General features: G+C 61.0%; 18 protein-coding genes. 13 read left to right on the top strand and 5 right to left on the bottom strand.

The window, feature by feature from the left end; translation table 11 throughout:
- Positions 1-23: 23 nt before the first annotated feature.
- The 5 genes from P3T18_RS32080 to P3T18_RS32060 form a co-directional block, all read right to left on the bottom strand.
- Complete coding sequence (locus P3T18_RS32080) at positions 24-515, bottom strand: hypothetical protein (protein ID WP_429303988.1); 492 nt, start codon at positions 513-515, stop codon at positions 24-26.
- A gap of 242 nt (positions 516-757) precedes the next feature.
- Positions 758-1,951: a phytanoyl-CoA dioxygenase family protein gene (locus tag P3T18_RS32075; RefSeq protein ID WP_429303987.1), complete on the bottom strand. Its 1,194-nt coding sequence runs from the start codon at positions 1,949-1,951 to the stop codon at positions 758-760.
- Between the two features lie 83 nt (positions 1,952-2,034).
- Positions 2,035-2,253 (bottom strand): hypothetical protein, encoded by a 219-nt coding sequence (locus P3T18_RS32070; protein WP_429303986.1) that lies wholly within the window; start codon positions 2,251-2,253, stop codon positions 2,035-2,037.
- Entirely contained in the window at positions 2,253-2,603 is a 351-nt protein-coding gene (locus P3T18_RS32065; RefSeq protein WP_429303985.1) for a hypothetical protein, read from the bottom strand. The genes P3T18_RS32070 and P3T18_RS32065 overlap by 1 nt, the downstream gene beginning before the upstream one ends.
- 297 nt (positions 2,604-2,900) lie before the next feature.
- The gene (locus P3T18_RS32060; RefSeq protein ID WP_429303984.1) at positions 2,901-4,301 is read right to left on the bottom strand and encodes a GntP family permease; all 1,401 of its coding nucleotides are present in this window, start codon (positions 4,299-4,301) and stop codon (positions 2,901-2,903) included.
- Between the two features lie 318 nt (positions 4,302-4,619).
- Here P3T18_RS32060 and P3T18_RS32055 point away from each other — a divergent pair, with 318 nt between their 5' ends.
- The 13 genes from P3T18_RS32055 (at position 4,620) to P3T18_RS31995 (ending at position 19,791) form a co-directional block, all read left to right on the top strand.
- Positions 4,620-6,107 carry a sigma-54 interaction domain-containing protein gene (locus tag P3T18_RS32055; RefSeq protein WP_429303983.1) on the top strand — a complete coding sequence of 496 codons (1,488 nt, stop codon included), beginning with the start codon at positions 4,620-4,622 and terminating at the stop codon, positions 6,105-6,107.
- Positions 6,108-6,191: 84 nt separating this feature from the next.
- The gene (locus P3T18_RS32050; RefSeq protein WP_429303982.1) at positions 6,192-6,464 is read left to right on the top strand and encodes a hypothetical protein; all 273 of its coding nucleotides are present in this window, start codon (positions 6,192-6,194) and stop codon (positions 6,462-6,464) included.
- A 528-nt stretch (positions 6,465-6,992) separates the two neighbouring features.
- Positions 6,993-7,205 (top strand): hypothetical protein, encoded by a 213-nt coding sequence (locus tag P3T18_RS32045; RefSeq protein ID WP_429303981.1) that lies wholly within the window; start codon positions 6,993-6,995, stop codon positions 7,203-7,205.
- Between the two features lie 238 nt (positions 7,206-7,443).
- Positions 7,444-8,643, top strand: coding sequence for a serine hydrolase domain-containing protein (locus P3T18_RS32040; RefSeq protein WP_429303980.1), 1,200 nt, complete (start codon positions 7,444-7,446; stop codon positions 8,641-8,643).
- A gap of 82 nt (positions 8,644-8,725) precedes the next feature.
- Entirely contained in the window at positions 8,726-9,016 is a 291-nt protein-coding gene (locus P3T18_RS32035; RefSeq protein ID WP_429303979.1) for an H-NS family nucleoid-associated regulatory protein, read from the top strand.
- Positions 9,017-9,616: 600 nt separating this feature from the next.
- Positions 9,617-10,141, top strand: coding sequence for a formaldehyde-activating enzyme (fae, locus tag P3T18_RS32030; protein WP_429303978.1), 525 nt, complete (start codon positions 9,617-9,619; stop codon positions 10,139-10,141).
- Between the two features lie 46 nt (positions 10,142-10,187).
- Positions 10,188-11,225 carry an aldo/keto reductase gene (locus P3T18_RS32025; RefSeq protein ID WP_429303977.1) on the top strand — a complete coding sequence of 346 codons (1,038 nt, stop codon included), beginning with the start codon at positions 10,188-10,190 and terminating at the stop codon, positions 11,223-11,225.
- Complete coding sequence (locus P3T18_RS32020; RefSeq protein ID WP_429303976.1) at positions 11,222-12,661, top strand: NAD-dependent succinate-semialdehyde dehydrogenase; 1,440 nt, start codon at positions 11,222-11,224, stop codon at positions 12,659-12,661. The genes P3T18_RS32025 and P3T18_RS32020 overlap by 4 nt, the downstream gene beginning before the upstream one ends.
- Before the next feature lie 143 nt (positions 12,662-12,804).
- Positions 12,805-14,193 (top strand): MFS transporter, encoded by a 1,389-nt coding sequence (locus P3T18_RS32015; protein ID WP_429303975.1) that lies wholly within the window; start codon positions 12,805-12,807, stop codon positions 14,191-14,193.
- Between the two features lie 365 nt (positions 14,194-14,558).
- Complete coding sequence (locus tag P3T18_RS32010; protein ID WP_429303974.1) at positions 14,559-15,125, top strand: fimbrial protein; 567 nt, start codon at positions 14,559-14,561, stop codon at positions 15,123-15,125.
- A gap of 125 nt (positions 15,126-15,250) precedes the next feature.
- Entirely contained in the window at positions 15,251-15,946 is a 696-nt protein-coding gene (locus tag P3T18_RS32005; RefSeq protein WP_429303973.1) for a fimbria/pilus periplasmic chaperone, read from the top strand.
- A 162-nt stretch (positions 15,947-16,108) separates the two neighbouring features.
- Positions 16,109-18,799: a fimbria/pilus outer membrane usher protein gene (locus P3T18_RS32000; protein ID WP_429303972.1), complete on the top strand. Its 2,691-nt coding sequence runs from the start codon at positions 16,109-16,111 to the stop codon at positions 18,797-18,799.
- A 14-nt stretch (positions 18,800-18,813) separates the two neighbouring features.
- The gene (locus P3T18_RS31995) at positions 18,814-19,791 is read left to right on the top strand and encodes a fimbrial protein (RefSeq protein WP_429303971.1); all 978 of its coding nucleotides are present in this window, start codon (positions 18,814-18,816) and stop codon (positions 19,789-19,791) included.
- Positions 19,792-19,978 lie beyond the last annotated feature (187 nt).

Below are 19,978 nucleotides of genomic sequence, written 5' to 3'. Positions count from 1 at the left end.
GGCCGAGGTGACGCGATGCGCTGTCATTTCGTGATGAAGATGACCTGCACGCCGTCATCGTTGGCGTTGAACGTCACATAGGCGGAATCGTCGAGCACGTAGCGATAGGTTTGCATCGTCAGGATCGTATTCGGTTTGCTGATCGGATTGCCCAGCTTCGCGGTGACCTTCTTGATGTCTTCGCCGATCGTCACGCCCATGACGTCACCGGAGAAAGGCGCGTCGAGCCGGATGGTTTCGGCCGTGCCCGCGGCATTGAAGAATACCCAGATGCCTTTGGTCCGCAAATGCAGAATCGATTTGCCCTTGTTCATGTCGGGCACATTTGTCGGCAGAAGCGGATTGCGCGGCATGGGTTCGACGTCGGCGCTGGTTTTCAGCGCGGCTTTGACGGTAGCGACATCGTCACCCAGTTTGAAGCCGAGTTGCGGCAGCGGTGACGTTTGTGCGATTGCGAACTGCGCGCCCAGCATCCCGCCCAGCAGGACGAGCGTCGCCATGGTTTTTCTGATCATGTGGTGCCCCGATTTGTATTGGTTATTTCTCGTGTTTTTCTGCGCGTTTAATGTGGCGCGTTCAGATCAAAACACTGGAACGATTCGGGGTCAAGCACACTGCAATCAAATTTGATCTTTTAAATTTATTGGTAAGCGAGACGCAAGCAAAACGTATTGCTGAAACGCAATACACGAACGACACGAATTACTTTTTATGCAGAACGGTTTAAGTTCGACGTACCTGCATTGACATGGCGCGGCTACGCCTCCCTTCTCCCGGCCTGTTCCTGGAGCGACGCAATAAATGTCGCCGCGCTCCACCTTTGCGCTAATGCGCGTTGAAACAATGCTTGCTGGCTTTCCGGCGCCAGGCCGCCTTGTGGCGGATCGCGGTCGAGGTTGGTCGGAAACGGATAACCTTCGGCACACGATGCAATGGCGGCATCGGCTTCTTCCGCCGTCATGCTGGCTGCGTTCAATTGTTCCAATAGCACGGGATACAGCGCCTCGCACATTTTCACGCGATCGAGCGTTTCCATTGCGCGTCCATACGCCGACGAAATTTGCAGAAGATTGGCCATGCGCTGAACCGACTGCGTCCGATTCGATCCGGCCGCGTGAAAGAGCGCGGGATTGAAAAATACCGCATCGCCTTTTTCGAGCGGCAGTTGAACAAAGTGCGTTTCAAAGTAATCGCGGAAATCCTGACGACGCCAGGCGAGATAACCCTGCGCGTAACGTTGCGAAAACGGCAGCAGTTTGGTGGGTCCGCTTTCGACCGGCATGTCGCTGTGAGCGATTGCGCCTTGCAGTGTCAGAAACGGCGACATGGCGTGGACGTGCGCGGGATAGCGCTCAGCTTGCTCCACCGTCTGAAAACCTAGGTGGTAGTCGCGATGCGCCTGCTGAGCCTGACCGCCGGGGCGCACCACGTTGACTTGCGAGGTCATCTGGAAATGCGGACCTAGCCACGCTTCGGCCACCGTGCGGACGGCGGCATTGGCGAAGTAGCGGGCGAACACGCCGGGTGCGCGCAAGCACAACTTTTCCTGGGCATTCCAGATGCGGTCGTTCGCACCGGCCTTGGCGAAATGGTCCGCAGCGGCGACGCCGCTTTGCCGTTCTTCGCGGATGATCGATTCGAAGACTTCCGTGGCCGCGTCGACAGCTTGCAGGTTGGCGTAAGCGTATTTGAGCACGAGCACACCCGCGCCTGCTTTCAAAACGGTCGCCCACTCGGCCTGGAGCCGTGCGCGTTGTGACGGATCGTCGAGCACGTCGCCCAACTCACGAAGATCGAAAACGGGAATGTGGTGATGTGTCTCAGCGGCGTAGCGCAGTTTATTGTCTTCCGCGCTGGGTGTGAGCACACTGGCGAATGCCTGGAGCGAGCAGTCCTGCTCCCGATACCATTGATGGAACCGCTCGTCCCACTGTGGATGGCTTGCGTTCATGGTGTCGCCTCCCGTTGTTGCGCGACGCTGGTTGAGCCAACGTTCGACCAACAATAGCGCTCCGGCGAGCGCTTGCGCAATGCTTAACTGTGGCTATCGATCCATGCGCGGGCCCATTCCAGCCCCGCGTGTTGCGCTTCTTCTTCGGTGTCGAAGTAGCCCAGAATGCCCGATGCTTCGACCAGCTTGCCGGTCGAGGTGATGGTGCCGCTCGCCGCGAAACGCTCCGGCTCGAGAATGCCTTCCTGCTGCAGGATGGCGTGTCCCCAGACGCTGTAGCCGCGGTAAGACTGCGATTCCATCAGCGCGTGACTTGGGCGGTTGCGCCATGCGTGGTGACGCGCAGCACATTGCCCTCGGGCGTGATTTGCCGCGGGATGTCGGACATGTCCGGTTCGGTGGACGGCGCTGCGTCTTGCATGCGGTTCTGCTTGACCATGAGCTTGGGCGCGGAAGCTGGCGCACGCCGCGCATGGAACTTCACCGTATGCGCCGACGCGTGACGATGCGTGGCGAGCCGATGGAGATTGCCCGGACGACGGGGCGCCGCGGCGCGCGCCTCCGGAGGGTTCCAGACTTCCGTGTAGCTGCCAGCCGCGAAGGCCACCGGCGAAAGCGCCGCGATCATCAAAGCCAGTCCAATCTGTTTCACGAAATCTCCTTGCCGCCAGTTCGTTTCAGCCATTGTTGCCGCGCTGTTGCGAGCGCGTCCCCACTGTATGAATATACAGGCTTTTTGGCAGCCGATGTTGACCCGGCGCCTGGGCGCAAAGCAAAAATATTTATCGAGGGAAGCTGGGACGGAAACCGGAAGATGTGCTACTGGCGCGGTGCGCAGTCGCCGGAGTGGCCGGCGAGCGTTGGGTAATTCGACTGCCGGCTACCGTGAGGTTCGTCGAGGCGACGTCACGGTAGCCGTTTCAAGCTTCAAACTCAGGTCAAACGGCGATCACACCAGACCGGTTGCGTAATAAACCGCGATCACGAAGAACACGGCCATGGTCTTGATGACCGTGACCGCGAAAATGTCGCGATACGACTGACGGTGCGTCAGACCCGTCACGGCCAGCAACGTAATCACCGCGCCGTTGTGCGGCAAGGTGTCCATGCCGCCGCTCGCCATGGCGACGACCCGGTGGAGTACTTCCATCGGAATGTGCGCGGCTTCCGCACCCTTGATGAACGTGTCGGACATGGCAGCGAGCGCGATACTCATGCCGCCCGACGCCGAGCCCGTAATGCCCGCGAGCGAACTCACGGAAACCGCAGCGTTGACGAGCGGATTCGGAATGCTCTTGAGTGCGTCGCTGACCACCAGGAAGCCCGGCAATGCAGCGATCACGCCGCCGAAACCATACTCCGATGCCGTGTTCAGCGAAGCCAGCAACGCGCCCGCCACGGCCGCTTTCGTGCCGACCGCGAAACGCTCGCGCACCCGGCCGAACGCCGTGATGACGACCATCACGATACCCAGCAACAGCGCACCCTCGACCGCCCAGATGGCGACGACGCTCTTGATCGTGGTGGTGACCGGCGCATGGATGCCCGGCAGGATTTCCGGCGCGATCGTGTACGACGTGCCGTACCAGTTGGGAATCCAGCGCGTCAGCAGGAAGTTCGCGACGCCGACCACCACCAGCGGTGCAACCGCCAGCAACGGATGCGGCAACTGCTTCGATTCCACGCGTTCCGGTTCGTTGACCAGGTTCGTGCCGTAGCCTTCGCCGGTTGCCATGGCGGCGCGGCGGCGCCATTCCAGATACGTCAGCCCGACGACGATGATGAACAGCGAACCGATCACGCCGAGTGCCGGTGCCGCCCACGAAGTCGTCTTGAAGAACGTGGTGGGAATGATGTTCTGGATCTGCGGCGTGCCCGGCAGCGAATCCATCGTGAACGAGAACGCGCCGAGTGCGATCGCGCCCGGCATCAGGCGCTTCGGAATATTGCTTTGACGGTACAGTTCGGCGGCGAACGGGTAGACCGCGAACACCACCACGAACAGCGAAACGCCGCCGTAGGTGAGCAGCGCGCACACCGCGACGATCACCGCGTTGGCGCGCGAACGTCCGATATAACGGATGGCGGCAGCGACGATCGCTTCGGAGAAGCCCGACAGTTCGATGACCTTGCCGAACACGGCGCCTAGCAGGAACACCGGGAAGTACAGCTTGACGAAGCCGACCATCTTCTCCATGAAGATGCCGGAAAACACCGGCGCGACGGCAGACGGGTCGGTGAGCAGCACGGCGCCGAGCGCGGCGACCGGTGCGAACAGAATGACGCTGTAGCCGCGATAGGCGGCGAACATCAGAAACGCCAATGCGGCGAGGACGATGACAAAGGACATTAAGTCTCCAAAGGCTTGGTTGTTCTACTTCTACAGGTACGCCGTTTCCACGCGGCCACGGCAGGCGCCCCAAATTGCAGGTTCCATGCCATAACGTTCGCAGCCGCCTGCCCGCTGATTTCCCCGGCAAACGCCCCGAACGCGATGCGCCCGATTGTACCCAAACGTCTCTAAAACGGGACGCAAAAAGGCCGAATCTGGCCGGAAATGAGGTTAAACCCCTATGCTGTGGACCTGCTGGCCGTCTCGTCGATGAGATAAGATTGTCTACGAAACGAGACACGTATAAATACAACAGTAGTTGGAGACAGCGACACCATGATGAACGACTGGGCAGGTTTGCCCGCCACCTACGGCGACGTGCTGCGCCGTGCGATGGATTCGCTCTTCCGCACTTTCGAAAATTTCAGCGAAGGCACGTTCATCGTCGACGCCGAGGCTCGCGTCGTGTGGATCAACAAGCGCTACGCGGCGCGTTTCGGTTTCTCGGACCCCGAGCAGGCCATCGGCCGCGATTGCGAAGCGGTGATTCCGAATAGTTTGATGCGCGAGGTCGTGACCACCGGCAAGCCGATTCTGCTCGACGTGCTGGAGACGGATCGCGAGCCGCTGGTCGTCACGCGTTTGCCGCTCAAGGACGATGCCGGCGAGACGGTCGGCGCGGTCGGCTTCGCGTTGTTCGACGAACTCAAAGCGCTGACGCCGCTCTTTTCGCACTACTCGCGCGTGCAGGAAGAGCTGATCGCGACGCGCCGCTCGCTGGCGCAAGCGCGGCGCGCCAAATACACCTTCGGCAGTTTTGTCGGCACGAGCGCGGCCAGCCTCGAAGTCAAGCGTCAGGCGCGCCGGGCGGCGCTGGTCGAATCGCCCGTGCTGCTGCTCGGCGAAACCGGCACCGGCAAGGAATTGCTGGCCCACGCGATTCACGGCGGTTCGGCGCGCGCCGCGCAGCCGCTCGTGACGGTCAACGTCGCGGCCATGCCCGACACGTTGCTCGAAGTCGAGTTCTTCGGCGCCGCGCCCGGCGCCTACACCGGCGCGGATCGTAAAGGCCGTGTCGGCAAGTTCGAACTGGCGAACGGCGGCACGCTGTTTCTCGACGAAATCGGCGACATGCCGTTGCCGTTGCAGGGCAAGCTGCTGCGCGTCTTGCAGGACAAGGAGTTCGAACCGCTCGGCTCGAACCGTATCGTGCGCGCTGACGTGCGGATCATCGCGGCGACTTCGGCCGATCTGCCCGCGCTCGTCGCAGCGGGGCGGTTTCGCGCGGACCTGTTCTATCGGCTCAACGTGCTGACGATTCATGCGCCGCCGTTGCGCGAGCGACTGACCGATATCGAGGCGCTGGCTTACGCCATGCTCGAAGATCTCACGCAGTCGCGCGGCGCGAGTCACTTCGAGTTGCAGGACGATGCGGTGCGCCTGCTGTGTTCCTGCGACTGGCCCGGCAACGTGCGCGAGTTGCGCAACACGCTGGAGCGCGCGGTGATGTTGTCGGACAGCGAGCGTATCGACGCGCGGTCGCTGGCTCCGTTCATCAGTCCGGCCCACGACCATGCCGCGCGTCGATCGAACGCGCAGCGCCTGGCCGCGTCGGCGACGGCGACGGCTCGCGACGAGTCGCCGGAAAACACGCCGCTGCCAGCCGGCGTGCTCTGGAGCGACGCCATGGCCGACTTCGAAAAACGCTTTCTCACCGACGCGTTGCGCGCGAACGGCGGTCGCGTGATCGAAACGGCGGCGCAGATCGGCATGGGCCGCGCGACGCTTTACAAGAAGATTGCGGCGCACGGTATCGACTTGTGACAAAGCGTGGCAGCGAGTGACGCAGCGCAATTGCCGCGTGGCACAATCGCGTCATCGAAAAACAAGACGTGATCGGGGTTGCACATGAAACGCAGACATTCGTCTCTCGCGCGCCAGGCCTGCGCCGCGCTGGCAGCATCGCTGGCCGTTGGCGGAGTCGCTTTGCTGAGCGGTTGCAGCAGCAGCGCGCCGCTGTTTCTTTCGGACGGCCGTGCGACCACGCTGGTCCAATGCCCGAGCGGTTCCGATTCCTGTTCGCAGCAAGCCACCGCGAGTTGCGGCGGCGCGTTCGATACCGTCCGCCAGTCGAACGAAAACGGCACCCTCAGCCTGCTTTACGCCTGCAAGACAAAATAGCTCGACGCCAGCCGTTGCGCTGGCGCTTCACACTTCATAAATCCTTCTTCTCTTCCTCGACTCAGGCGTTATCCCCGTGATGCGCCTGCGCATTTTCTTGCGTCTTTTATCGGTTAAATCATGGCGGCACGTCCTGCGTGTCGGCTTGTCGTCATCGTTTATCTGATGGTTTGCGAAAGCGCATGGTCGTCATAAATCCATGACGCTAATCTGGATTTTTAAACACGCTAAGATGCATATTGAATTTTCAGCAAAGTTATTACGAGCCCTTACCGCGTATAGCGCGTGAGGCGTACTCGTGAGTTCGAGATGCCAATACGCGAAGTCGGTGCGGCGCCTAACGGAACGCGAACTTCAGCGGCGGTATCCTCGTATTAAAGCAAGCCCATCAAGAGGCAGACGGTTTTTCCGATTTACAGAATGGCGTTTTAGGAAGTCAAGGAACAATTTCCGCTTTATAAGGAATAGGGCGGAACGGCACGTTTTATGCTTTTAAGACCAGTTCAACGAGTAATTCCGGGGAAAACAATGAATCACCACCAACTCGAAAAAGACATCGAACATCTTGAGCACGTAATTACGCATATTTCCGCTGAAGACCGCATTCCGTTGTCCTATTGGCGCAGCCGCATCGATTCCATGTCGTGCGCCACTCTCGTACCGGCGCAAGCCAGCCGCGTGAAACGTCTGAACGCCGCGCTTTCCGCGCTCGAAGCGCGTCAAAAAGCGGCCGCCGCATGATCCACTCATGCGGTGCATGTTCCTGGCGATCGGGTAACGTTCCGATCGCAGCAACGGAACGTCGCCGCGCAGTGCCCAAATCGTAGGAAATCTCGGTTCGGCCCGCGCGGGTTCTGTCCGCGAATCCGGCCGGGAGTTTGCCGCACGCATTTGCCGGCGCTTCTGTCTTTATCCTATTCTTCCGATCAATGACGGCTTTCGGCGCGGCGCCTGCCGGTCACCATCACTCTGGACGATCATGTACCCTGCAGGACTCTCGGCAGCCCGGTTGGCGACGCTCACTCACGCTTTGCAAGGCTATGTGGAACGAAGCGAAGTGGCGGGCGTCGTGTCGCTGGTCTGGCGGCATGGCGAAATCGGCTATTTCGAAGCGCTAGGATCGCGTGACGAAAATGCTCGACTGCCGATGGAGCGCGACACGCTGTTTCGCATTGCCTCGATGACGAAGCCCGTCACCAGCGCCGCGATCCTCATGCTGATCGAAGAAGATCGTCTCGCGTTCGATACGCCGGTCTCGCTGTGGCTGCCGGAACTCGCCGCGCCGCGCGTATTGCGCGATCCCAACGGTCCGCTCGATCAAACCGACCCGGTCAAGGCGCCGCTCACGGTGCTCGATCTGCTGACGCACCGCGCAGGCTTCGCCTATCACTTCACGGCAACCGGACCGCTGGCCAAGGCGTACGCCGCCGCCTTCAACGGCATCGAGGCGCATGGCGGCAGCAATGCATGGCTGGAGCGCATCGCCGCCTTGCCGCTGATGTTCCAGCCCGGCACGCGCTGGCACTACGGCATCGCGACGGATATTCTCGGCGTGTTGATCGAGCGCGTGAGCGGCATGTCGCTCGGCGAATTCTTTCGCACGCGCATCTTCGAACCGCTCGGCATGCGCGATACGGCGTTCTGGGTGCCGGACGCTCAACTGGCGCGACTCGCCACCGCGTATGCCGTCGAGCCGGGTACGCGCCAGCGCGTGGTGGAAGATCATCCGTCGAGAAGCCGGTGGGCCAACGCCGAGCGTTTTCAGAGCGGCGGCGGCGGTCTCGTGTCGACGGCGCAGGACTATCTGCAATTCGCGCAACTGTTGCTCGGGCGCGGGCGTGTCGGCGCGACGCGTTTGCTCTCGCATCGCTCCGTCGATCTGATGCGTACGAATTTCCTGAGCCGGGACCAGCGTCGCGTGCCGGCCTTCGGACAGATTCTATGGGCGGGACAGGGCTTCGGCCTCGGTTTGTCGATCGTCGACGATCCGGCGCAGCAGCTCGCGCACGGCTATCGCTCGATGGGTTCGTTCGGCTGGCCCGGCGCATATGGCACGAGCTGGTTCGCCGATCCCGTCGAAAACATGATCGGATTGATGCTGATCCAGCGACGGTCGATCGAAGCGTTTCCGATGGCAGTCGACTTCGAGCGGCGCGTGTACGATTCCATTGACGATTGAGCGTGTCGTGCCGGCTCTATCCGGCACTTTTATCGTCTGATAGTGTGCGTGACAGGAACAGATTTCATCCGGAGCATCCGCCATGGCCTCGTACAAGCAGTTGACCGCGCAACTCGAAAAGCTCCACAAGGAAGTCGCGGTGGCGCGCGAAAAGGAAATCGCGCAGGCGATCGCCGACATCAAACAGAAGGTCGCCGAATACGATCTGACCGCCGAAGAGTTGGGCTTTTCGAGCAAGCCCAAGGCGGCGCGCAAAGCGCCGTCGGTGGCCAAATACAGAAACCCGAAAACCGGCGAGACATGGAGCGGTCGCGGGCGCTCGCCGGCGTGGCTGGAAGGCAAGAATCGCGAGCGCTTCCTGATCGACGCTTAACCTCACGCCATGCAGCGCGAGCACGTTTGCGGCGTGCCTGCGGCGCTGAAGTGAAGCCGCGCGAACTGTTTTCCGCACCGCAGCGAAGTCCCGAAAACCCTCACCTTTCGAGTCAGGCGTGCTGATGCGGTGCGCATCTCTGGCGACGATCCATCACCCCTGCGTTCCTTCGGTGAGCCTGGCGCTGGCGCGCCGCGCACCTTGACCGGCAGTCGCCCGTCGCACTCGTCACTCATCCGCCTCAATTCCGCTAAAGCCGCGTCAGCCTTTGCTGACGGGTGTCTCCAGGCTGTGCGAAGCATCGCGGCGCCGGCCTCGGCGAGCTTGCATCCGTCATTTCGCGGACAGTTGCATCGCTTTCGACAGCGCGCGGCAGGTGCGCGAACGTTTTGCATCGCGATCACCTTTGCACTTGCCGCGAAGCGTCGCCGTCCCTCTCCCGAAAACTCTCACCTTTGCGTGCAGGTGCGTCATGCCGCGCGTGGTTGGGAGAAACCCGGAGTTGAGTTCGCCTCATACCCCGCATCAAAACTCATCGATACAGGCTCGTCGAAACGCCGCCGCACAATCGGTCATCCACTCAACTTCGACGGAAAGACCATGAGCGCATCGACGGACAAACAACTCTTTATCGGCGAAGGCTTCGAAGGCCCCGGCGTCAACCTCGCCCACATCAACGTGCTGGTCGGTCCGCGTAACGGGCCGGCCGGGCAGGCCTTCGCGACGGCGCTCGCGACGCCTTCCGCAGGCCACGCGCCGTTCGTCGTGATCGCGCGGCCGGGCGTGCCGACCAAACCGCTGACGCTGTACGTGAACAAGGCGCAGATCGACGGCGACTTCCACGGCAACGCGACCTGGGGCGCTTCGCAAGCGGGCATCGCCAAGGCGGTGGCCGAGTCGCTCGAAAACGGCACGCTGCCGCCCGAAGCGGAAAACGACTGGGTGGTGGTGTCGGCGAATTGGGTCAATCCGAAAACCGACGACCTCGACGCCGTGTTCATGAACAACTACCGCGCGTGCAAGAACGCGATTCTCGCGGCGATGAAAGGCCTGCCGCATCGCGACGAAGTCTTCGCCGCCGCGCGCGACGTATCGAACCCGTTCTACACCCCGAACCAACGCTGATCGCCGGCGTGAATTGAGCAATCGAGATCTGGAAGGAGACAACGCAATGGAATACATCCGCCTCGGCCAGTCGGGTCTGAAGGTTTCGCGCCTGTGCCTCGGCACGATGAACATGGGTACGCCGCAGTGGAAGCCGTGGATTTTCGACGAAGCGCAAAGCGAGCCGATCGTGCGGCACGCGCTCGACGCCGGCGTCAATTTCATCGACCTCGCCGATTTCTATTCGACGGGTGTCGGCGAAGAAGTGGTCGGCCGCATTCTCAAGCGTCTGGCACGCCGCGAGGAAATCGTGGTGACGACCAAGGTCGGCTACGACATGGGCGTTTATCAGAACGCGGGCGGCCATTCGCGCAAGCACATCATGGACGGCATCGACGCATCGCTGACGCGACTCGGCATGGACTACGTCGATATCTACATGCTGCATTTCTTCGACGTGAACACGCCCGTCGAGGAAACCATGGGCGCGCTCAACGACATCGTGCGAGCCGGCAAGGCGCGCTACATCGGCGTGTCGACGATGTACACGTGGCAGTTTGCGCGAATCATGCAGGTCTGCGAGCGCAACGGCTGGCACAAGCCCATCAACATGCAATTGCAGCTCAACCTCGCCTATCGCGAGGAAGAGCGCGAAATGATTCCGTATTGCCAGGATCAGGGTGTCGGCGTGTCGGTATTCAGTCCGCTGGCGCGCGGTTTGTTGACCTGCGATCCGAATTCGACGCGCAATCAGACCGATTTTTTCACGGCGCAAATGTACGGCGACATGGCTTCGCGCGACATTGCCGCGTCGGTGGCAAGAGTGGCGGCGCGGCGCGGTGTGTCGGCAGCGCAGATCGCCCAGGCGTGGGTGCTCAATCATGGCGGCGTGTCGAGCATGCTGGTCGGCGCGGACACGCCGGCTCAGTTCGACAGCGCAGTGGCCGCGCTCGGGACGAAACTCACCGACGACGAACTCTTCGAACTCGAACGCAATTACACGCCGTGCGATCTGATCAACGACTACACGGCCGGTAAACGGATTGCCCGCGAAGCGCGTCTCGCGCAAGGCACGTTCGTCGAAGAACTGGAGAAGGCGGCATGAGCGAATTTCTGCGGACCGGACACTACATCGGCGGCGAGTGGTACGAAAGCGCGACCACGTATGCCGTGCTGAATCCCGCGACGGGCGAAGTCGTCGCGCAGGTGGCAAAAGGCGGCACGGCGGAAACGCTGCAAGCGATTTCCGCTGCCGAGCGCGCGTTCCCGGCATGGCGCAAGCTGACCGCGAAAGAACGCGGTGCGCGCGTCCGGCGCTGGGGCGAACTGATGCTCGAGCATCGCGATGCGCTTGCCGAACTGCTGACGCGTGAACAGGGCAAGCCGCTCGCCGAAGCGCGCGGCGAAGTGGCCTACGCGGCCAGTTTCTTCGAATGGTTCGCCGAGGAGGCGAAACGCAGTTACGGCGACGTGATTCCGAGCCCGAATCCGCGCGCGAAAATTATCGTGACGCGCGAACCGGTCGGCGTGGTCGCCGCCATCACGCCGTGGAATTTCCCGCTGGCGATGATTACCCGCAAGGCGGGGCCGGCGCTCGCGGCGGGCTGCACGATGGTGCTCAAGCCGTCGGAGGAAACGCCTTTGTCGGCGTTCGCACTCGCGGTGCTGGCCGAGCGGGCTGGCATTCCGCCGGGCGTGTTCAACATCGTGTCCGGCGACGCGGTGGCGATCGGCGGCGCGCTGACCGCGTCGGACGTCGTGCGCAAGCTCTCGTTCACCGGCTCCACGCGTGTCGGCAAATTGCTGGCGAAGCAGTCGGCGGATACGCTCAAAAAGCTCTCGCTCGAACTCGGCGGTAACGCACCGTTCATCGTTTTCGACGACGCGGATATCGACGCCGCCGTTCAAGGCGCGATTGCATCGAAGTTCCGCAACACCGGACAAACATGCGTGTGCGTGAATCGCTTCTACGTTCAGGCCGGCATTTACGACGCATTCACGCAGGCGTTGACCGCTGCGGTGAAACGCATGCGCGTCGGCAATGCGTTGCAGGGCGAAGTGGAGCAGGGTCCGCTGATCAATCAGGCCGCGCTGGGCAAGGTCGAAGCGCATGTCGCGGACGCGCTGAAAAAAGGCGCGAAGGCGCTGACAGGTGGCAAGCCGCATGCGCTCGGCGGCACCTTCTACGAACCAACTGTGCTGGTCGACGCCAATCGCTCGATGCTGATTGCCGGAGAAGAGACGTTCGGTCCAGTGGCCGCCTGCTTCCGTTTCGACTCCGAAGAAGAAGCGATTGCCGCTGCGAACGACACGCCATTCGGGCTCTCCGCGTATTTCTACACGCGTGACCTGGCTCGCGCCTGGCGCGTGGCCGAAGCGTTGGAGAGCGGCATGGTCGGCATCAACGAAGGAATCATTTCGACCGAGGTGGCGCCTTTTGGCGGCGTCAAGCAATCGGGGCTCGGACGCGAAGGATCGAAGTACGGACTCGATGAGTACACCGAACTGAAATACATGATGATGGGCGGCCTCGGAAGCTGATCTTCATGCGCGCGCTTGCCGGCGCGTGTCGCCCAATTCCTGCGCCGACGCCTACGCAAGCGGGAACGCAGACGCAGCAACCGCTCGACGTGCCGACCACAAACCGGCGATGTCGAGCGGACTACTCAAACGAAGGAGACAGCGTGAGCAATCAGGATATCCAGACGGCCACCCTCGGCCTTGCCCCGGCTTTATCGCCCGTGACGGCGACACCCGCGCACGCCCCCATTCCGCTCGACGACGTTCCGTTGAACGCATTCCACGTGAAGATCGCCGGGCTGACGTTCGGCGCGCATTTCACGGAAGGCTTCGCGCTTGGAACGATCGGCTACGCGCTCGCCTCGCTCAATCGGCAGATGCCGCTCGACGCGTTCTGGATGGGCATGATCGGCAGTTCCGCGCTGATGGGCATTTTCGTGGGCAGCCTCGTGTTCGGCTGGTTGTCCGATCGTCTGGGGCGGCAGAAAATCTTCCTGCTCAGCTTTCTCATCATCACCGTGGCGGCGTTTGCGCAGTTCTACGTGCGGTCACCGCTGGAATTGTGCGCGTTGCGTGTGCTGATCGGTTTCGGCATGGGCGGCGATTTTGCGGTCGGGCACGCCATTCTTGCGGAGTTTTCGCCGCGCAAACATCGCGGCACACTGTTGGGATCGTTCAGTGTGGTGTGGACCGTCGGCTACGTGGTGGCGAACGTGCTCGGACTGCAATACGCGGACGCCTCGCCCGAAGCATGGCGATGGCTGCTTGCGTCCGCCGGCGTGCCCGCGTTGATCGTGCTCATCTTGCGCATGGGTACACCCGAGTCGCCGCGCTGGCTCAGCGGAAAAGGGCGCGTTGCCGAAGCCAAAGCCGTCGTGCTCAAGCACTTCGGTCCCAATGTGACGCTGGACAGCGCCGACACCGAACACGCCGCGCCGGGACGCGCGGGTTTCGCGCGGCTCTTCAGCAAGGAACTGATTCGCCGTACCATTTTCAACTGCGCGTTTTTCGTGTGTCTGGTGATTCCGTACTTCGCCGTCTACACGTTTTTGCCGACCATCCTCAAAGCGATCCATCTGAACGACGGCTCGGGCGCCGACTTCCTGCTCAACGGTTTTCTCGTGCTCGGCGCGCTGATCGGAATCTGGCTCACGATCAAGCTGTCGCGTCGCGCGTTTCTGATCGGCTCGTTTGCGGTGACATGTCTTTCGCTGGTTGCGCTGAGCGTGTTGCCGGAGTCGGCTTCGCTGGCGATGATCGTCGCGTTCGGGATTTTTACGCTGACTATGTCCGCGTTTTCGAATCTCGTCGGCGTATTTCCGCCCGAGTGCTTTCCGACCGAAGTTCGCGCATGCGGCGTCGGACTGGCGATCGCTTGCAGCCGCTTGGGTTCCGCGGTCGGCACGTTCCTGCTGCCGCTCGGCATTCTCCATCTCGGCTTCCATGCCACGATGATGGCGCTTGCGGCAGTCTTGCTGGTCGGCATGGTGGTGTCGATTGCCTGGGCACCCGAAACAAAACATTTAACGCTAAACGAAGCCAGCGGCGCCTAACCGCCTACACGTCGTTTTCATAGAAACCCGCCGCACCGGCAACGGTGCGGCGGGTTTTTGTCTTGGTCCGCGACAAAGTTCTTAAGAAAAGTCTTATTTCTGTCCATTAAAAGCACGACGTCATGCTCGAATTTTCTCTGCCGTGCAGAGGTTAATCCAGCGCAAATAGGAATGATCCTACGTACAAGCGTCGTGACGACTTTTAATATTTCGTTGCGCCTGATCGATAGGCCAATCGTTCCAAGCAGTAACCGCCGAATTTTCCGGTGTGGAACGTTGGAAGACCGGAAGGCTCGTGGCGAGTTGCTCATCAAATCTCTCGTCGCCTTTGATTCAATTTTTTTCAATTCATTGGAACAGCAATCATGAAGTCAATTCTCCCCGCAATCGCGATCGCAACCGGCAGCCTGCTGGGTCTTGCTTCGTTCGGCGCCCACGCAGCAGACGGCACGATCACGTTCACCGGTACCGTGTCGGATACCACGTGCTCGATCAATGGCTCGGCAACGGGCAACCCCGCCAACGTCGCAGTGACGCTGCCGACCGTTTCGGCAGGTTCGTTGAAGGCGGCTGGCTCGGTTGCTGGTACCTCGACCCCGACCGACATGGCGCTCGCGCTGAGCGGCTGCTCGGGCACGGCAACCAAAGCCATTGCAAGCTTTGAAAACGGCCCGACCGTCGACCAGACCAGCGGTTATCTGAACAACCAGGCAACGACCGGTGCCGCTACCAACGTTCAGGTGCGTCTGCTGAATGCTTCGCTGCAACCGATCAACATCACGACCAATTCGAACAACGACATCGCGACCAACGGTTCGACGATCGCCGCCGGCGCAGCGAACATGAAGTATTTCGCCCAGTACTACTCCACCGGCGCAGCAACGGCGGGTGCAGTGAACACGTCGGTGCAATACACGATGCAATATCAGTAAGCATTAAACCGAGGCGTTTGCTCAGGCGAACGCCTTTTTTAAAGCTTAATTTCAAGATTATCTTAAAGGGTGTGATGATGAAGTTGCTCGGACGAATCACGATAGGACTGGGTCTCGCGTGTGCAATGCTCGTAGGCAGCGCACAGGCAAGCGTGACGATTGGCGGTACGCGCGTGGTGTATCCGATCGAGCAACGCGAAGTCACGGTTAAGCTGGACAACGATAGCGTCAATCCTTCGCTGGTTCAGGTGTGGATCGACGACGGTAACGCCGATGCAAAACCCGGCGACATCAAAGTACCGTTCGTCATTACGCCGCCGATCTTCCGCATGGATCCGAAGAAGGCACAGACGCTGCGCATGATGTACACCGGCGAAGCTTTGCCGCAGGACCGCGAATCGGTCTACTGGCTCAATGTGCTGGATATTCCGCCGAAGGCCGATACCGGATCGGGCGTGAATACATTGCAACTGGCCTACCGCACCCGCATCAAGGTATTCGTGCGCCCGTCCAAATTGGCTGGCAAACCTGAAGACGCGCACGCGCAACTCAGCTGGAAAATCACCGCGGCTCCGGACGGCAAGGGTCAGTCGATCAGCGTGTCGAATCCGACGCCTTATTACGTGTCGTTCAGCGAAGTTGATGTCGAAAGCGCCGGTCAGACTTTCAAAAACGAACAGGGCGGAATGGTCGCGCCACATGCGTCGGCGGTATTGCCTGTCGCCAAGATGAACGGCGTGAGCGCAGGCGCGAAAGTCAAATACATCGCAATTAGCGACTACGGCGCAGCCCTGAATGGTGACGCGACGCTCGGTCAATAACGTCAGGCTGGGACCGGGCTGCGGTCTTCGACAATCGAGCGCTTAGTTCCCAGCTTCAGTTTTTCTACCCTAGCAGACCCCTTTTCGCACCCGACGTGCGTTGCATTCGCAACGCACAGCGACAACGCACGTCTGTTGCAAACATCAGAACTCGGTCAGATCATGAAATGTTCACCCCGTCGGCAATCCCCGGCTAACGTCAGCGAATACGCGGATCCGTTTTGCCTGAAACCCGTTTCGGCTGTCGTCCTGTTTGTATTTGCGGTGCTTGGCGGCGCGCAATCGGCGAATGCTTTAGCGGCGGAAAGCGACGAAACGGTCGCGGCCGTCCAGTTCGATTCGACGTTTTTGCGCACGGACCCGAAGCAGACGGTGGACGTGAGCCGATTCGCGCGCGGGAATATGGTTGAGCCGGGCGTGTACAACGTCGATCTTTGGGTCAACGACATTCGGGTCGCTCGGCAGGACGTGCGTTTCGTCGCCACACGCAATGGAAATGGCTCGCAGGCCTGCTTCAGCCGCAAGATGCTGACGACGCTCGGCGTCGACTTCGCCAAGGTTGGCGCGGACACCGGCACAAAGGCGCCTTCGCACGAGTCGGATGAAGCAACGGTTTCGAAAGACGCACAGACATCGGCGGACGCAGACGAATGCGTCGACCTTGCAGCCATCGTGCCGGGTGCGACGTCCGACTTCGACTTCTCCGAACAGAAGCTCACGCTGAGCGTGCCGCAGAAATACATGCGTAACGCCGCGCGCGGTTACGTACCGCCAGAGATGTGGCAGACGGGTGTCAACGCCGGCTTCCTGAGCTACAACGCGAACACCTATCGCACCAGCGGCGCGGGGATGGAGTCGACGCAAAGCTATCTTGGCCTGAACGCCGGCGTGAATATCGGCGCGTGGCATTTTCGCCATCAGTCGTCGGTGTCGCAGGAAACTGGTCGCGGTACGCAGTTCGACAACATCGCAACCTACGTACAGCGCGATATCGCGGCGTTGAAGTCGCAGGTAACGCTGGGCGACGGCTACACCACCGGCGAAGTGTTCGACAGCGTCCAGTTTCGAGGCGCGCAAATCGCGACTGACGACCGCATGCTGCCCGAATCCCTGCGCGGCTATGCTCCGGTGGTGCGCGGCACGGCGGAGTCGAACGCGCGTGTGACGATTCGTCAGAACGGCCAGGTGCTCTATGAGACCAGCGTCTCGCCCGGTCCGTTCGAGATCAACGACCTGTATGCAACGGGCTACGGCGGCAATCTCGACGTGACCGTGACGGAAGCCGACGGACGCACGAAGACCTTCACCGTGCCGTTTGCCGCGGTGAGCCAGTCGCTGCGGCCTGGCACGACGCGTTTCTCGGTCACTGCCGGTCAATTGCGCAACGACTCGCTCGAAGAGAAGCCGAACTTCGCGCAGTTCACCGTGCAACGCGGCCTGACCAATCTCGTGACCGCTTACGGCGGCGCAGTTGCCGCCAATGGCTATCTGGCGGCGAACGGCGGCGCGGCATTGAACACGAAATTTGGCGCATTTTCCGCGGACATCACGGCCGCGCAGACGCAGATTCCCGATCAGGCTTCCCAGCGAGGCACGAGCCTGCGGATCGGCTACAGCAAGTTCATCGATCCGACGGATACGAATATTGCGGTGGCGGCGTACCGATATTCCACCGCAGGCTTTCTGAATCTGGCGGATGCGGCGTCGGTGCGCGATCTCGCCATGCGCGGCGGCGATATGGACTCGGTGTTCCGGCAACGCAACCGCTTTCAGATTACCGTCAACCAGAACCTGAAGAATCACGGAACCGTTTTTCTGAGCGCGTCGTCGCAGCAATACTGGAATCACGGCAACGACATGTTTTATCAGGCCGGCTATTCCAACAGCTTCAAGTACGGCACCTACAGCGTCACGGCGGGCCGCACCCGCGAAGCCAACGGCACGATGTCGAATCAGTTCATGGTCAGCACGACGCTTCCGCTCGGCAAGAGCACACGTGCGCCGTTGCTGTCGACCAACCTGTCGTCTTCGGGCGGCAACAGCAGTCTGCAAACGAATCTGAGCGGCTCGCTCGGCGACGCGAACCAGTACTCGTATAACGCCTATGGAACTTATGGCAGCGGCAACGGTAGTCACACTGGCAACACCGGCGTAAGCGGCGCATGGCGCGCACCGTTCGCAGAGATGACAGCGTCCGCGAGCGCGGGATCGGGTTCGAAGCAGGTCTCGGCGGGCATGAGCGGCACGGTGGTCGCGCATCCGGGCGGCGTGACGTTCTCGCAGACCGTCGGCGATACCTTCGGCATCGTCGAAGCGCCGGGCGCTGCTGGCGGGAGCGTGACCAGTTCGCCGGGCGTCAAGCTGAACAGCCGCGGATTCGCCGTCGTGCCGTATCTCACGCCGTACGGCGTCAACGTGGTCGATATCGATCCGAAGGGCTCGTCGACGGATGTCGAATTCCAGTCGACGTCGGAGCAGGCCGTGCCGCGTCTCGGTTCGGTGGTGATGATCAAGTACAAGACGGTGAACGGTCGCGCGGCCTTGATACACGCGCCCCAGCTCGGTGGCAAGGCGCTGCCGTTCGGCGTGGATGTCGTGGACAACAACGGCCGGACGGTCGGCGTCGTCGCGCAGGACAGCCGGATTTTTGCGCGCGGTCTGGAAGACCAGGGCGCGTTGTTCGTGAAGTGGGGTTCGGCGGCATCGGAAACGTGCCGGATCGACTATGTGTTGCCGAAGTCGACGGGCAAGGCGGGAGCGGCGTATTTGTCCTTCGAAGGACATTGCATCGGCAATCTGAAAACAGCAGGTCTCGATGCGGCTCCGGCCGTGAGCGCTGAATCTTTAAACTGAAATAGGTGAGTACGATGTTTCGATCGACAATCGCGTTTCGCTGGCTTATCCGCACGCTTCTTCTGGCCGCGTTGGGCTTGGGTATCACGACGAGTGCACGGGCCGACTGCCCGACACCGCAATTGCCCATGACTTTTACGTATGGTTCAATAGCCGTCTCGAACAGTCTCCCGGTTGGTTCCGTGATTCCGGGGACTGTCAAGGCATTCACGCTTTCCGGGCAATGTACGGCCTCTAGTACTTTTAACAAGCCCGTCGTGGCATGCCCATCCTCAGCAACTCTGGTTCCCGGGACGACAGATGTCTACACGACCGAACTTTCGGGTGTGGGGATGCGAATGCGCAACAGCAGCGGGATCGGGCTCATTGGAACGGGCGGTTGCGCCGCAACCTCCTCTCTCGGGAATACTGGCGCAGACGGTAGCTTTAACGTGTCCGGCACTTTTGAACTAGTCAAAACGGGTCCAATCACCGCGGGCACAATTGGCAACGCCTCTTCTTATAAATCAGGCATTTTGGGCACCGGCGTTGTACTTAACAACGGCAACGCCTATCTGTACGTCGCCAGCGGCACAGCAGTCAAACCCGTCACCTGCTCCGTCACCTCCGCAACCGCCAACCAGACCATCTCCATGGCGACGATCAGCCCTGCGCTACTGCCCAGCGCTGCCAGCGTCAAAGCGAAGACGCCGTTTTCGATCGGCCTGAACTGCGAGTCGGGCGTAAAAGTGGCCGTGACGTTCAGCACCGCGTCGGGCAATTCGGGTATCGACTCGGTATTGGCGTCGACGGGCAGCGCGACGGGCGTCGGCGTGCAACTGCTGGATACGACCGGCACGCCGGTCAAGCTCGATACGCCGCTTCAACTGTCGGCGGGTACGACGGGTAACGCGTCGTTCCAATTCTTCGGACAATACTATCGGCTTGGCGCGGCAGACGTGACGCCCGGCACCGTCCGCGCAGCCTCGATCTTTACGATGAGCTATCAATAAGCGGCGCGGAATACGCCCAGTCAGGCAGCGTTTCACATGAACGGTGACAGTCCGCGAGGGCTGTCACCGTTTGTCATTTCAAGCCTCCTATCCCCATGACGTGTATCATTCGCACCTTGCGCTGTTCTGCGCTGGCGATTCCCGCTTTGTCGAACGCTCGTTCGTGACCTGTTCCGGATGCGGTCGA

The organism is Paraburkholderia sp. GAS199, from assembly GCF_050436585.1.
In the GTDB taxonomy this organism is placed as follows: domain Bacteria; phylum Pseudomonadota; class Gammaproteobacteria; order Burkholderiales; family Burkholderiaceae; genus Paraburkholderia.
The sequence above is the reverse complement of the archived record's forward strand: the minus strand, read 5'-3'. Positions and strand labels throughout refer to the sequence as shown.